Here is a 15,918-nt window from a genome sequence, read left to right on the forward strand (position 1 = left end):
TTATCGCACCTCCTCATGCTGTTTTGGTTTCTTGTCTGTACTGCGGGGTTGCACCGGGCGTTTTAGGTTATCCAGCACCGAAGGCCGTGTGCTTTTGGCAACAACAGACTCGGTGTGTGCCTGCCCCTTTCCGTCGATGTTGAGCAGGGTATCCAACTCCACCAGACGGGCGTTTTTGCTTGTCAGTTCTTCTTCATAAAGGAATGGCTTTCCGACTTCCTCTTTTGCGGCAGCCTGCTGCTGATAGAGGTTATCCAGCTGTGCCTTTGCCGCCTCCAGACGCTGGGGCATCTGAGTGAGAGCATTGTCGATACGGGTAAGATTTCCGCGAGGATCTGTACCAAGGGTTGCCCGGTGGGTCATCTGTCCTTTCAGCAGGAGCGTATACTCCTGTTTCCAAGCGGAAAATTCCACGGACATGGCATAACCCCGGTAGTTGCCGATCTGCACCGGATCGGAGGTTTTGACCTCCTTGCAGGCATCCAAAAGGGCTGCACCGGCGTTCTCCTTATCGGTCAGCAGGTCTCCACGAATCTCCATACCAGCAAAACCGTCCTCCGGGTGCGGGTGAGCTGTCAAAACCTCCAGATCGGATTCAAAGCCCTTGATAAAACCTTTGTGCTTTTCAATCTCCTCCGGGAAGTATTTGAGCAGCTGGTCCTCCAGACGATATTGCTTGCTCTGGTGGTCGGCTTTCATCAGCTTCAGGCGGGATACCTCCACATCCAAATCCATACGCTCCTTGATGCGGGGATCTCCGGCACACAGAGCCTTGATCTCGGCAAAACTGAGGGCTGTTTCATCCACATCATCGCAGGAACGCACCGGCGATTTAGAAGTCATGATCTGACTGATGAATTTCTGCTTGTTCTCCACTGTCTGCCAGAGGTATGCGTCAAAGGTTCCCTCGGTCACATAGCGGTACACATGAACAAGGGGGTTCTGGTTGCCCTGACGCTCGATACGCCCCTTTCTCTGGGCAAGGTCTCCGGGTCTCCACGGACAATCCAGATCATGAAGTGCCACCAGACGGTCCTGCACATTGGTGCCTGCGCCCATCTTGGCGGTGCTGCCCAAAAGGACACGAACCTGACCGGTACGGACTTTAGAGAACAGCTCCTTTTTCCGCACTTCGGTATTGGCTTCATGGATAAAAGCGATCTGGTCGGCAGGCATCCCCTGAGCAATGAGTTTCTGACGAATATCGTCATATACCGTAAAGGTCGGTTCCTGTTCCGGCAGAGGCACAGCGCCTTCCAATGCGTGAAGCAGTGGATTATCCAGCGTTTTCGCCGCCTTGCTTGCAGGAGCTTTTGCCTGCGGTGTAGAAATGTCGCAGAACACCAGCTGGGTCAGCTTGTCCGTTTCGCCGTCCCGCCAGATCTGCATGATGTTGTCCACGCACTGATTGACCTTTGTGCCGGGTTCGTCCGGCAGCATTTGGTTGACGATCCTCTGGTCCAGCCCCAGCTTACGACCATCCGAGGTAATCTTGAGCATGTTATCCTGGGACGGGTCAACAGTTCCGCTGTGTACCAGCGATGCACGCTCCGAAAGGGCCTTGACCATTTCCTGCTGATGTTCGGTGGGCTGCGCCACAACATTGTGGTATTCCACCTCCGGGGTAGGCAGATTCAGTTGGTCGGCGGTCTTAATGTCGGCCACTTCTTTGAACAGGTTCATCAGCTCCGGCAGGTTAAAGAACTTGGAAAACCTTGTCCTTGCCCGGTAGCCTGTGCCTTCCGGTGCAAGCTCCAATGCTGTGACGGTCTCCCCAAATCGGGAAGCCCAGCAGTCGAAGTGGGTCATGTTCAGCTCTTGCAGGCGTTCATACTGGAGGTAACGCTGCATGGTGTAAAGCTCGGTCATGGAGTTGCTGACCGGGGTTCCGGTTGCAAAGATAACGCCACGGTTTCCGGTAATCTCGTCCATATAGCGGCACTTGGCAAACATATCGGAGGATTTCTGCGCGTCCGATGTGGAAAGACCAGCTACATTCCGCATTTTTGTGTATAGAAACAGGTTTTTATAGTTGTGGGCCTCGTCCACAAACAAACGGTCCACACCCAGCTGCTCAAAAGTCACCACATCGTCTTTTCGTCCCTCGGCTTGCAGCTTTTCCAGTCTGGCTTCCAGAGACTTTCTGGTACGCTCCAGCTGTTTAACGGTAAAACGCTCGCCGCCGCTGGCCTGTACCTCTGCAATCCCCTCGGTGATCTCGTCGATCTGCTCATAGAGAAGCCGTTCCTGACGCTCCCGGCTGATGGGGATACGCTCAAACTGGCTGTGTCCCATGATAATGGCATCATAATCACCCGTCGCAATACGAGCGCAGAACTTCTTTCGGTTATGGGTCTCAAAGTCCTTTTTTGTGGTGACTAAGATATTGGCGGAAGGATAGAGACGCAGAAACTCCGACGCCCACTGCTCGGTCAGATGGTTTGGAACCACAAAGAGAGATTTCTGGCACAGTCCCAGGCGTTTGGCTTCCATCGAAGCAGCTACCATCTCAAAAGTTTTGCCTGCGCCTACTTCATGTGCCAACAGGGTATTTCCTCCATACAGCACATGGGCGATGGCGCTTTTCTGGTGTTCCCGCAGGGTAATGGCCGGGTTCATGCCCCCAAAAGTGATATGGCTGCCATCATACTCGCGGGGACGGGTAGCGTTCATTTCTTCGTTGTACTGGCGCACCAAAGTCTGGCGGCGCTCCGGGTCTCTCCAGATCCAGGCCCTAAAGGCTTCCCGGATAGCTTGCTGTTTTTGGGCAGCCAGGGTGGTCTCCTTGGCGTTTAGTACGCGGCGCTCTTTTCCGTCTGCGTCCTCTATGGTGTCATAGATACGGACATCCCGCAGGTTTAAGGAATCCTCCAGAATCTTGTAGGCGTTGGCGCGGCTGGTTCCGTAGGTGGTATAAGCTGCCACATCGTTGTAGGATACAGAAGATTTCCCCTTGATCTGCCATTCAGCAGTAAAGGAGGAATAGTTGACCTCAATGCTGCGCTGGAGATAAAACGGGGTGTTGAAGGTCTCGTACATAAACTGCTGGATGTACTCCTTGTCAATCCAGGTAGCGCCCAGACGCACCTCAATTTCCGACGCATCCAGGTCTTTGGGCTGGGCGGCGGTAAGAGCTTCCACATTGACTGCAAAAGAAGGGTCCTGCTGTGCCGCCCGCTGCGCCTGACGCAGTTTGCGGCGTACATTGCCGGAAAGGTATTCATCAGCAGTCACATAATGGGGTGTGCCGTCCTGTTCCAGCTGTCCCGGCACACGGAAGATCACGCCTTGCAGTTCTCCGGCCAGTGCTTCTTTTGTTTTTCCGGTAAGCCGACTCATATAGCTCATATCTACGCAGGCTTTTTCCGAGATGGACACCGCCAGTGCTTCGCTTGCCGTATCCACAGTAGCCACTGCCTGATGGGGCTTGATGGTCCGTTTGGTGAACATGTCCGCCTTGCGCTCCAGCTTTCCGTCCTCGTCGATAACTTCCAGCGCACAGAGCAGGTAATAGGAAGAATCATCTGCATAGGCCAGCCGGTTTGCACGGTCGTTGATGAGACCGTATTTGGCAGAAAAGCTGTCATAGAGTCGGTTCAGTTCCGCCTGTTTTTGGGTAATGATGCTGTCTGGAACCGCTGCATCCATCTGAAGGTCGATCAGTTCCTGCACACAATCACGCAGTCCCACAAGACCTTTTACGCGGGCTTCTGCTGTGGTGTTGAGGTCAGGGCGGACCATGCGGCTGTTTTCCCGGTAGTACACCTGCCCGTCTACAATGGCATAGGAATAGTTCTTCACATTAGGATCGGCAGGAATGGAGGTGTCAATGGCTTCGCCTTCGCCCAGTTCCGGCAGCTCTGCCTCCTGATAAGTGCCATGAATGTACTTCACAGCATCATGCAGCTGGTCAGAAAGCTTCAGTCCCTCGATGGGGTTCACGGTGTAGTCCATACCATGTGCAGTGCTTACCGGCTCCTGTCTGCCCAGCACCATTTCCGGGTGGTCGATAAAATACCGGTTGATGGCAAACCCGTCCTCCGTCTGTCCGGTCTGGGTCCATTCCGGCACGATGTCCAGCGGGCGGTCCCGCTTTTGGAGGAAGATGATGTCCGATACCACCTCGGCACCGGCATTCTTTTTGAACGCGTCATTAGGCAGACGGATAGCTCCCAGCAGCTCAGCACGCTGGGCAAGATAGCGGCGCACGGTGGAATCCTTGGCGTCCATAGTATAGCGGGAGGTTACAAAAGCTACCACGCCGCCGGGACGCACCTGGTCCAGTGCTTTGGCGAAAAAGTAGTTGTGAATACTGAAATTCAGCTTGTTGTAGGCTTTGTCATTGACCTGATACTGACCGAAAGGTACATTGCCGATGGCAAGGTCAAAGAAGTCACGCCTATCGGTGGTCTCAAAGCCGCCTACTGTGATGTCCGCCTTGGGATAGAGCTGCTTTGCGATGCGCCCGGAAACCGGGTCCAGCTCCACACCGTACAGACGGCTGTTTCGCATTTTCTCCGGCAGCATACCAAAGAAATTGCCCACACCCATAGACGGCTCCAGAATATTTCCGGTCTCAAATCCCATACGGTCCACCGCTTCATAGATGGCCTGAATGACCGTAGGGCTGGTGTAATGGGCGTTGAGGGTAGAGCTTCTGGCGGCGGCATATTCCTCTGGGGTCAGCAGTTCTTTTAGCTGGGCATACTCTAAAGCCCATGCCGGTTTCTCCGGGTCAAACGCATCAGAGAGACCGCCCCAGCCCACATATCGAGAAAGAACCTCCTGCTGTTCGGGGCTTGCCTGCTGTCCGGCAGCTTCCAGCTCTTTCAGCAAACGAATCGCATTGACATTTGCCTGGAACTTGGCTTTCGGACCGCCTTCGCCCAAATGCTCATCGGTAATGCGGAAGTTTTTTGCATTGCGGCGCATGTTAGCCTTATATTCCTCATAAGATGCTTCCTCGGCAGCTTTGGCATTGGGAAAGGTCTGCCACTGGCCATTGACCTGAATGGAAACCGGGTGTTCGTCCAGCACTTCCTCAAAGGTTTTCTCCGGCTCTGTCACAGGCGCTGGTGGCTCCGGCTCCTCGATATGCAGTCGTTCCACCACCACATCATAAGGCAGATTGTTCTTATCGCCCGGATAGACGGCCATGGTCTCGGAATGGAAGGTCGGGGATTCGGTAGCCGGTTGGGGCTGTTCCTGTCCCAAACCGTCCTGCTGACGGGCGTACATCCCGCGCAGCAAAGGTGCAACCTCATCCCAGCGGAAATACAGCATAACCAGACGCTTTTCCTCTGCATCCATGACTTCCAGCTCTATGCCCTGTGCCGTGGTACGGTAATCGGCAATATCGCCAGTCTCCAGATTCAGTGTCTCGATCTCACCGGAATAGGCTCTGCTCAGCCAGTAGGCGATCTCGCTGTTGCTCCTGCCGGATTGCAGCAGCGTGGAAATCTGCTTTTTATCCGCTTCATCCATCAGTCCATGAGCCAATACATCCCGCAAGTCCTGATCTGCCTTGTCCGGGTCAATAGGAAGAAACTCGGTATAGTAAGCATTGCGGCGGTCTGCCCGAAGCAGCTGCTCGAACTGTTCTTTGCGCTCTGCCCGGTAGATGGGATATACCATCCCGGTGGGCAGAAGCTGTACGGTGTCCTCCCGCAGCTCTGTGATCTGATAGGCGTCATCCTCGATATACACGGTATCGCCCACGGCATAGACCGGGGCGGCTGGGTCATAGGAGGTTCTTTGCGGAATTGGGCGGCGAACTGCGTCATATTCCTCATCGGAAATGGAAACTTCGGAAGTCTGCTCTGTCTCGGCATCTGCGATCTGCTCTGCATCTGACATCACCTGTTGGATAAACGGGGCATTGTCCAGTTTTTCCGGGTCTGTCACCTGTCCGTTGACGATCCCTCTTTCTTCCAGAGCTTCCCGGATGGCGATGGGGTCGATGTTGTCAAAACGGTTCTGTTCTTCTTCGGTATAGAACCGGTCCTCCTGAATGAGCTGGGCAATCCGGCGCTGTACCTTCGGCCAGGGCAGCTGCGTTTCCTCCGGGCTGCCGGCACGGACAACGAACAGGCTGTTGCTGTTACTGCCGCCGTATTCCTGAGCCAGCCATGCGGCGGTATCTTTTTCTCTTGCATGGTCTTTCATATAGCGGACAACAGCGTGTTTACTCTCGATATTGCCGTTCCATGCACAAAGGGCAGTATCAATATCTTCCTGAGAAAGAGGGCGCAGAAGCTCATGGAGCTTTGGATAGGTCTCGTCGATCACTTCCCGGTGTAAACGCTGACGGAACTCCGGCACATCCGAATAGAGTCGGATCAGCTCCATATCCTTAGAACCAAGGACTGCACGGCGCACAGCGGCATTACCCTCGATGACAGCATTTTCACGGTCGGAATGACCGCAGGCATTTCGATATGCCACATCCTCAGATATGGCGGCAGTCACCACAGGCTTATACTGCTCAAACTGCTCCCGAAGGGTAGGCTTTGGCGTTTCTTCCTCTATCTCCGGCTGCCGGGCATGAATGGCATCTTCTTCTGCCAGATCCTTTTCAGCCTGGATCTTGTCATACTGCGCTTGTTCCTGTTCGGTAAGATAGCGGCCTTTCTGGACAAGTGAGGTAATGCGCTTGGCAACCTTTTCCCAGTTCAAGTGAACATCCGGGCAGTCCTGCTTTTTATAGTGCAGTCCTTTCCCATCATGATCTTCGCCGCTGTGTGTTGCGCCGGACAGGGCATGAGAGCGTCCGCCAATGCCATACTCGTCTTTAAGGAATCTCACTTTCTCCTTATCCGTATGGTTTGCCATGAAGAACGCATAGATACGGCTTTTTCCTCCGGCGAAACTGCTTCCGCCGGTCATGGCGGTGTCGATCTCATCCTCGGTAATAAAGTGCTGGACGGTTGGCACTTTGGAAAGCTCTGAAGAAAAGGTCCTGCGGGGCAGGTCAAGGTCCTTCAGGTTCTCCCAGATCTTCCTCGGTCTATGATAGTGAAAACGCAACAGGTCACGGTCCTGCTGATAGGCAGTCCAGAAGGCAGCGTATTCTTCCTTGAGGGTCTGGCGGAAAGCCGGGTCACTCAGCTGCTCCGTCAGGCGGCGGGTCTCCTCCGGGAAACCATTGCCTTTGATCTCTGACAGGCAGGACAAATATCCGGCTTCTCTGGCACCCTCACTGAGATCGTGATACAGATACCAGAGCTTTTCTGCAAGGAGGGAGCGTTCATAGCCTGCCGCTTCTGCAAGCTCCACATTGGAGGCAAACTGACCACTTTCCAAAAGCTCCCCGATACGCTCTGCGGCGCTCTCCCAGGAAATGACCTGGGCAGACCTGTCATAACGGACAGACTTCCCATGGGAAAGATGGATACCATCCTCGGCATACCATGCGCTCACACTGCCAAGGCCATTGCCGCCGTGGTACAGCGTTTTCAGTATCTCGGTAATCTCAGCGGTGGTTTTCTGCTTTTCAAAGGCTGCAACCACACGCTCCCTTTGACGGTCTGTGTTGCCGCCCAAACGCAGCACATGGTCGATGTCATTTTGGGCAAAAGAAAAAGCAGAGGATGTATGCGCTACATTCTCTGCTTCATCTATGGATTGGATCTGTTCCGCTTCGGAGAGGAACAGGTTTAGGGTCAGCTGTTGATAAGCTCCGCCATCAGGATTTCCTCGGCCTGAGCTTTGCAGGTGTTCATCAGCCCCACCCACTTCATGGGATCGCTGGCTTTCAGTTCCTCGGTGGCTCCCGCTTCCTTCGCCAGCTGGGGCATCATCTGCTCCAGTCTGCTCTGGGCGGTCTCGTCGATCTCCAGAAGGTGCGGGTACAGCTTCTCGCTCAGCAACATCTGGTTGTAGAGGATGGGACGATGTTCCTTCAGGTAGGTTTTCCTCATCCTGCCGTACTTGCCCAGGGGTTTCGACCGCTGCTGGCTCAGCTTCAGGTCGGGAATCAGATAGTCTCCGTTCTGGATATAGGTCATGGGATTGTTCATCTTGCTTGCTCCTTTCTTGGTTGGCTTCGCGCTCTGCATTTCGGACGGTAACGCCGATCTGCCGCAGCACCTGCTGGTTAATCTGGCTGACTGCTGTTCCAAGCGCCCCGATAGTTGCCGGGGTATTGAAATCAAAGATCGCCATGAAATCTTCGTGGTCGAAGTAGCGTTCCGGTTCCAGTCCACAGCGGGACATCAAAGCATAAGTGATACTGACGGTGGCTGCTGCTTTGAACTGTACTCCGATGTTAAACTCATCATATTCCTCCAAAAAGGAACCGTCAACGATATAGAAGAAGTCCTGCTGATGCTCCGTCCAGTATTCCTCAGCCAGTTTTCCGGCTACCTCAGTGAGCTGTCCGGCAAGGTCATCACCGGAAACATCATAGGTGCGCTCAAGCATGGCCTGCACCGAATCCAAATGGCGCTCCTCCAGCTGCCACAGCCAGGGAGTGCGGGAATGTTCACGGGTTCCGGTGTCGGAAATATCAAAGACATAACGCAGGCGGGGCCTGTCCCCGGAATCGTCCACCAGAGCGATTCCCTTGGAACCGCGCCTTACATACCGGCCCATCTTTTCATTCCACAAATCGTACTCCGCACAGGCAGTGGCGTCCGGTCGCTGGGCGTAGATCATCAGCTGTTCATGGAACGGGTATTTGTAAAGTCGGGAAGCAGTGGTGAGAAACCCTGCCCATTCCTGCCAGCTCCCCGTGAGCTGCGCTGCCACCTTGTCCGCCATCTGTGCATATAGTTCAGCTTTGGTTGGCATAGTGTTCTGTCCTCCTTTCGGTTTTTGGGTAAAAGATGGGGTAGCATATTGCCACCCCATCCCTGCGATTATGGTGTTTACTGGTCAAAATCCGGGTACAATTCCAGCTCGGCAAACTCGGCATCACTCATGGCTTGGAGCTTGCCCAGTGCGCTGTCTGTCAACTCCCGCAGCTCGGTTTCCTCCGGGGCCAGCTCGCCGCGCATCTCACGCAGGCTGTCGATCAGTCCGGTGCGGCTGCCGGTATTGTAAATGCACATCAGGTTCATTTCCTCAAAAGTAAAGTTTCCCATATCAAATCTCCCTTTCCGCACTCTTTTTGGGTGCTGTCTTTTTGTGTTCCGCTTTGGGCTGGCTTTTCAGCTGATCCACAACGGATTTTTTCTTATCCCGTTCCTCCCGATGAACGGCATCAGCCAAGTCCATAAGGGAGATAGGCTGACCGCTTCGAGCCTGCTGTTCCAGCTCTGCCACCGTAGGCTCTTTTGCGCCATTGTTGATGATACCGTCGATCATGCCGTAATCGTCCTCCACGGCCATCTCTGCATTTTTCAGCGGATTTTCCGGCAGGAATCCGAGGATCTGGGTAAAACCAACACTGTCACAGTAATGACAGGATACCTTACCGTCCTGCTTGATCGCAACGATGTCACTGACACTCATAGAAGGACTGTGAAAATCCGCCGGCTTTTGCAGATTAAACTGCTCATATAGTTTTTCCAGCTGCTCCGGTACCGTGCCAGACTCCCTCAGCGGAGCTGTGTAAATGAGGTCATAATTGCTGCGGTCTATGGAAATGTCATGGGACTTTAACCAATCCAGATTCATAAAGCGCACATTCTGCGGATCGTCACGGCTCACCTGATAGATAGCAAAGCAATCTCTGTTCTGGGATAGAAATGCCTGTTCGCGTTCCTGCTGATGTTCCTGACGCTCCATGACCTTTTCGTGGAACTGAGGGCTTTTCTCCCATTCCTCACGGTCCACGCCAAAAAGACCGCCATGATCCATGATTTCCTGCGGGTCAAACACCATGCTCTCCGTATTGTCCTCATGCAGCATATAGACGGTCAAACCAGCGGCATCCAGTTCCAGCGCCCGTTCTCTGGTGACAGGGAGCATCCCATCATAGAAGTAGCCGTATTCCTGCATATCCGGTGTAGATACCTGCTCATCAGGCATAGGGTATTCATCCAGCGCCTGCTCTTGTGCTTCCGGCAGCTGAGAAGAAGCAGCCATCTGACTGGCCTCTGCCTGCATCTGCTGGTAGGCAGCTTCCTGCAAGGTCTCAATCATGGACAACGGTGCGTATTTTACCGAGTCTCTGCCCAAATCGTTGTCATCACAAATCTGGAGAACTGCCTTCATGCGGGAAAGCTCCGGCATATCCAGCTGACCACCATCCAACTCTTTCATGGACGCGGCATCGTAAAGGGTATAGTCCCAGCCGCTGTCACAGGACTGGATATGAAGATAGGTGGCATCGTCAATCAGAAACAAAGCCTCCTGCTGGTTGGCATCCGCCCCCAGCACTTCCATTTCCGGCATTGCCGCAGCCAGTTCCTTTACCGCTTTTTGCACCAGAGGATTATCACGGTAATAGTCGATTGCCTGGATGGTGTCCAGGTCAATGGTCTGGCCGGTCAAAATCGGAAAAGGTCCTTCATAGTCACTTCCGTCTTTCAGCTCAAAACCAATGCCCTTGATCCCGTTCATTCGTTCTGCCGGAATCTCCTGATAAATGCGGATTGCTTCCTCCAAAGACAGGTTATCGTGGTATTCTCCGAGGTTTGGAAATTCCATGCACTCTGCTACATAGTAGGTCAGATCGCCGGTCTGCTGTCTATCAGATACCTTAGCGGCATCTTCTGGCTGCTCTATCGGGGCGGGTTCCGGCTCTACCTTTGCATGAGGGTCGATTCCGCGCTCTTTGCAGATTTCCTTATAGTGGCGCTCAATGTCGGAGATCAAAGTGCCGGAGGTTTTGTTGATGGTCTCCAAACTGGCTCTCAGCTCTTTCAGCTCTTTGCCCTGGCTCCAGCTTGCAATATAGCCGAAGCTGTTTTCTCCGGTCTCGATGCCAAAATACTTGCAGACCGCATAGGAGATGCTTTCAGCCTCCACTTCCTCCGTGTGGCGATTTTTGATTGCCTGTTTTTCTGCGGTTGGATCTTCCTCAACTGCAAGACGCCATTCAAACTGATTTTCGTCCACATAGCGCCAATCCATATCAGAAGCAAACTGTTCAGCTTCTCTTTCTGTGGCAAAATCCAGCTTGAAATCATGCTTGGTTCCACCTTCACTCTCCAGCACAACCTTCCATGACGGTAGCATTTCATATTTTTTAGGGTCATGGAGCTTGCTGTGGGCAATCTCGTGTACTGTGGCTGAAACCGTCTGAACCTCACTCATGCCCTGACGAATGGCAATTTTCTGATGATCAGCAGAAAAATAGCCGTCCGTATCTGCGGCCATTGCTTCAAAAGTAATCGGCACCGGTGCGCTGCGGCGCAGGGCCTCCATGAATGCCTCATAATTTGGCACATTGCCGGAAAGGGATGATGCAAGCTCAGGCAAAGGTTTCCCGTCGGTCTGGCTCACATCAAAGACCTTGACCGGACGAAACATGGGGATCTCGATTTCTTTTTCCTCTGTAACGATCTTTCCGTCTTTATCCAAAATCGGAGCCTTGGTATCCGGGTCCAGCTTCTGCTCCTCGATTTTCTTCTTATACGGTGTCGGGGCAATGATGGTAATGCCATGCTCGCCCTTTTTTACATGACGCTCAAACTGGTCTTTCCACTTATTGTATCCGGCTACCAAAGTGGCATCCGGCTTCTGCATATAGATGAGCATGGTGTTGTTTACCGAATAGCGGTGAAATCGGGACATGACGGACAGATAGCGCATATACTTTTCACTCTCAAACAGTTCTTTGATGCCCTGCTCGATGCCATCTGTGATTTCCCTTAGCCGTTCTCGGTTGGTGGGTTTGTTCTCAGCCATGATTTTCAATCTCCTTTCCAAGTGTGTGATTTCTGCTGTGTGTTCTGCAATCCATGCCTTTTGTTCTTCTTCACTTTCATAAAGAAAAAGATCCAGCAGGTACTCTACATAGGCTTTCTTCTGGATTGCTTCCACAAAGCGGGGGTGCGGTTCTTCCTCCGGTGTCCTGGGAGAACGGTCGGCTTCCCATTTTTTCAGCAGATAGTAGTAATCGGACAGTACGCGATAACAGCGCTGCCGGTCCTCCCGAAACTTTTGTGCCTCGGTTTTCTGCCGGACATATCTCCTGCGGGGAGGGGCCTGACTGTCATAGATCAGGCCAAAGTCCTGTGCCAGTTTCTCTGCCGCTTCTTTTGGGGAGAGGTCAAAGAGCTTTGCGGTAAAGTCGATCACATCCCCATCTTCACCGCATCCAAAGCAGTGGAATCGCTGGTCTACCTTCATGCTGGGGTTCTTATCATCGTGAAAGGGACAGCAGGCCATGCCATTTCGCCTGACTTTTATCCCGTAAAACTCTGCCGCTTCTCTGGTGCTGATCGACTGCTTGACCGCTTCAAATACATTCTCTGCCATGTGCCTTTAACTGCCGGACTTTTTCACAGGGGGCTGGTATCCGGCGGCTTTCGCACGCTCACTGGCAGCTTTGCGACGCTCGGCGCTGTATGGCTCCCGGACTGATACACACCGCTTGGGGACGGTAAAGTTATGGGCGTCCTTTCGGGTGATCTGGTCGGGGTGCTTTTTTGCCAGCAGTTCCAGCTTCTCCATCAGACGGGGATCGTGGGTGTAGACCTCAGCCATTGGTTCGGCCTGGTTATAGAGGAGAATGGTTTCCCGTTCCACTAAAGAGAGCTTCATCGGCTGCCTCCTTTCCGCTGGTCAAATTCCAGCTTGAAGTTGGCATACTGTCCATCGTCCTCCAAAACCACAGTGGCATCGTAGGTCTTGCCGGTTTTCTCCGAATATAGCCCCGTCACACGGACACAGCCATCGTTCAGCAGCGCAGACACCACAGCTTTGGTCGGCTGTTTTTTCTTGGCAGCCCACCATTTGTTGTTTTTCCAGATTGCAAATTTGCAAGAATCATTCTGACAGAAGAAGCCTTTTTGCAGTTCTGCAACTTCACCGCCGCAGCGAGGGCATTTGCCCACCACCTCACGGGGCGGCGTGAACAGGTACTCAGTTCCCTTGATGACCTGATAAGTCCCCACCAGATCTTTCAGCATGGTGCTGATCCCGGCCAGAAACTCCTCTGGGGCAAGCTGCCCGCGCTCAATCTCTCCCAAGCGGTACTCCCACTCGGCAGTCAGAAGCGGCGATTGCAGCTGTTCCGGCAAGACTGTGATAAGGGAAACTGCATCGTGGGAAGGGAGAAGCTGCACCGTTTTCCTGCTCTTTTTTCGTTCCAGAAAACCGGCAGATACCAGCTTTTCCAAAATACCGGCACGGGTGGCCGGTGTCCCCAGACCTTTTCGCTCGGCGTCCTCCGGCATATCCTCTTTCCCGGCAGTCTCCATTGCGGACAATAGGGTGTCCTCCGTAAAGTGCTGAGGCGGACTGCTTTTGCCTTCTTTGACGATTGCCGCAGAAATCGAAAGGGTCTGTCCTTCGGTCAGATCCGGCAGAGCTTTCTCCGCGCCATCTTTTTTCGGCTCTGCATCCTTCATTTTGGCACGGTAAGCGTCCTCCAGTGCTTTCCATCCGGGATGCTTCACCGTTTTTCCTTTGGCGGTAAACTCCCCATCGGCACACGCTGCAATCACAACAGTTTCCGAATAGATATGGGGCTGGGCTACGGCGCACATCAGACGCAGGGCCACCAGCTCCAGCACCGCTTTTTCTCCCGCAGGAAGGGCAGAAAAGTCTGCATCCTTGAGATTTCTGGTAGGGATTACTGCGTGGTGATCAGTTACTTTCTTATCGTTGATGACCGTATGCGGATCACAGGTAATGGCGATTTCTTTGCAAAACGGCATGGCGTTGGCAACCAGGTTCACCAGCACCGGCAGGCTGTCTGCCATATCACCGGTCAGATAGCGGCTGTCAGTACGGGGATAGGTGCAAAGCTTCTTTTCATACAGGCTTTGCAGATAGTCCAGGGTCTGCTGGGCTGTAAATCCAAGCAGGCGGTTGGCATCTCTTTGCAGAGTAGTCAGGTCATAGAGGGCAGGCGGCTTTTCGGACTTTTCCTTGCACTCCACCTTTTTGATTGTGACATTTACACCCTGACAGGCTTCTTTCAGCTGCTCAGCAGCAGCCCTATCCGCCATGCGCTCCCCGGATACGGTAAGACCGGGCAGCTCCAGCGCCACGGTATAAAAGGGAATCGGCTTAAAGGTGTCGATCTCAGCTTCTCGCTGAACAATAAGCGCCAGCGTCGGGGACATCACGCGCCCGATGTTGAGGGTTCGGTGATACAGCACGGAAAAAAGCCTTGTCGCATTGATCCCCACCAGCCAGTCGGCCTTGGCACGGCAGAGGGCAGCATCCCGAAGTCCGTCATAGTCCGCACCGGGGCGCAGGTTTGCAAAGCCTTCCCTTATGGCGGAGTCCTCCATCGAAGAAATCCAGAGCCTTTTCATCGGCTTCTTGCAACCTGCCAGCTCATAGACGCTGCGGAAGATCATCTCGCCCTCGCGTCCGGCATCACAGGCATTTACCACTTCCGTCACATCCGGGGCATTCATCAGCTTTTTGAGAATATCAAACTGCTTTTTCTTATCTTTTCCCACCACCATCTGCCAATGTTCCGGCAGGATAGGCAGATCATCATATCGCCACTTGGCATACTTTGGGTCATAGCTGTCTGCATCTGCAAGACCGGCCAGGTGGCCCACGCACCAGCTGACACGCCAGCCGTTGCCCTCCAGATACCCGTCCTTACGGACGGTTGCACCAATCACCGCCGACAGACTCTGGGCAACCGATGGTTTTTCAGCGATTACCAATTTATACTGAGCCATGATGGTTCCTCCTCTCATTAAATCATTTGGGTGTTTTACAGCAAAATATATCTATAATGAAGTTCTTTAACTCTGATACCAGTGGTGAGAGAGTAGTAGAAGTACATCAAACAGAGAAGAAGGACGGAAACTTTTTCCGTCCTTCTGTCTGCACATGATTGTTACTTTTCAGTTTCCTCAGTTTCGTCAGCCTCAATATCTTCAACATCAGTATCAAGGACTTCTTCATCCTCGGTTTCCCATTCCTCGGAATCTTCCTCGCCATAATCATAATCGTCCAGACTGTCATTGCCCTTGGTCTTAGGCTTATTCTTAACGAGCTTCAAGTAGGCAAATACGCCACCGCCGCCCAGCAGAGCTAGCAGAAGGATCAGGGCAGCCGGGTTCAGTCCGGCAGGCTTCTCTTTTTCCGGCTCCGGTGTTTCTGCCAGAGGTTCCGGTGCTTTTCCCGTACATTTACTCTTATCAGTTACACAGACCGGGCAGGCCGTATTAACTGCCCCTGCTTCACATTTCTTCGTGCAGCTGCACACAGCTGGCGGCTCCTCTTTGGCATTTCCATCTTCCATCAGCGCCATCAGGTCCGCTTCATCCACCTGGTTCAGAAAGTGAACAGCAGTCTTTTTATCCTCGTTGGCCCTGTCGATCAGGATATAAAAATAGTTGCCTGCCTTGGTGGTAACGGTAATGAGCTGCTTGTTGCCACCAAAATCATCCACCAGAGCAGCATTGCCATCCGGGGTCAGCGGAGGTGCTTTTTCGGGTTCTTCCACCACCACATTGCTGTCATTGGTGGTATCCTCTGCCGGGGGCGGCGCTGCGCCCTGGGCAAAAGCGGGAACGGTAAAGCCCGATGCCAGAACCAGCGTCAGGCAAAGGGCTGAAAGTGTTCGGAGCAATCGTTTATTCCTCATAGCTGTTTTCCTCCTGTTCGTTGTTGTCATCCACCATACTGCCGGGAACTATGCCTCCGGACAGCATGGCGCTTAGCTGAGCCGGGGTCATACGCAGGGCGCGCACCATCTGGACAATCTCCAGATTTTCCGCCTCGGTTTTCTGTGCCTCCAGCGCCTTGAGCTTTTCCTGATACTCTGCGATCTTCTCGCGAACCTTTGTAATCTCCTGGTCAATGCGTTCAATTTTGTTCTTTGCCATCGTC

9 protein-coding genes are annotated in these 15,918 nt (G+C 53.2%); 1 reads left to right on the forward strand and 8 read right to left on the reverse strand.

Annotated features, from left to right (window positions below; all coding sequences use genetic code 11):
- Together V2546_RS11605 and V2546_RS11610 are read right to left on the reverse strand one after the other, a co-directional pair.
- Complete coding sequence (locus V2546_RS11605) at positions 1-7,551, reverse strand: SNF2-related protein (protein ID WP_486463586.1); 7,551 nt, start codon at positions 7,549-7,551, stop codon at positions 1-3.
- A gap of 110 nt (positions 7,552-7,661) precedes the next feature.
- Entirely contained in the window at positions 7,662-8,018 is a 357-nt protein-coding gene (locus V2546_RS11610) for a TnpV protein (protein WP_117802002.1), read from the reverse strand.
- On the opposite strand from V2546_RS11610, the gene V2546_RS11615 reads away from it, so the two are divergent.
- Positions 8,005-8,772 (forward strand): hypothetical protein, encoded by a 768-nt coding sequence (locus V2546_RS11615; RefSeq protein ID WP_329752383.1) that lies wholly within the window; start codon positions 8,005-8,007, stop codon positions 8,770-8,772. The genes V2546_RS11610 and V2546_RS11615 overlap by 14 nt on opposite strands.
- Positions 8,773-8,867: 95 nt before the next feature.
- Here V2546_RS11615 and V2546_RS11620 read toward each other — a convergent pair whose 3' ends face one another.
- The 6 genes from V2546_RS11620 to V2546_RS11645 form a co-directional block, all read right to left on the reverse strand.
- Positions 8,868-9,083, reverse strand: coding sequence for a transposon-transfer assisting family protein (locus V2546_RS11620; protein WP_002576226.1), 216 nt, complete (start codon positions 9,081-9,083; stop codon positions 8,868-8,870).
- Position 9,084: 1 nt separating this feature from the next.
- Positions 9,085-12,369, reverse strand: coding sequence for a YodL domain-containing protein (locus tag V2546_RS11625; RefSeq protein WP_329752388.1), 3,285 nt, complete (start codon positions 12,367-12,369; stop codon positions 9,085-9,087).
- A 6-nt stretch (positions 12,370-12,375) separates the two neighbouring features.
- Positions 12,376-12,654 (reverse strand): hypothetical protein, encoded by a 279-nt coding sequence (locus V2546_RS11630; protein ID WP_004798047.1) that lies wholly within the window; start codon positions 12,652-12,654, stop codon positions 12,376-12,378.
- Complete coding sequence (locus V2546_RS11635; protein ID WP_329752389.1) at positions 12,651-14,759, reverse strand: DNA topoisomerase 3; 2,109 nt, start codon at positions 14,757-14,759, stop codon at positions 12,651-12,653. Before V2546_RS11635 ends, V2546_RS11630 begins: the two co-directional genes overlap by 4 nt.
- Positions 14,760-14,920: 161 nt before the next feature.
- Positions 14,921-15,673: a CD1107 family mobile element protein gene (locus tag V2546_RS11640; protein ID WP_329752390.1), complete on the reverse strand. Its 753-nt coding sequence runs from the start codon at positions 15,671-15,673 to the stop codon at positions 14,921-14,923.
- The gene (locus V2546_RS11645) at positions 15,663-15,914 is read right to left on the reverse strand and encodes a DUF4315 family protein (RefSeq protein WP_100932261.1); all 252 of its coding nucleotides are present in this window, start codon (positions 15,912-15,914) and stop codon (positions 15,663-15,665) included. The genes V2546_RS11640 and V2546_RS11645 overlap by 11 nt, the downstream gene beginning before the upstream one ends.
- Positions 15,915-15,918 lie beyond the last annotated feature (4 nt).

This window comes from Clostridium sp. CM74B_53, assembly GCF_036318045.1.
Taxonomy (GTDB): domain Bacteria; phylum Bacillota; class Clostridia; order Lachnospirales; family Lachnospiraceae; genus Pilosibacter.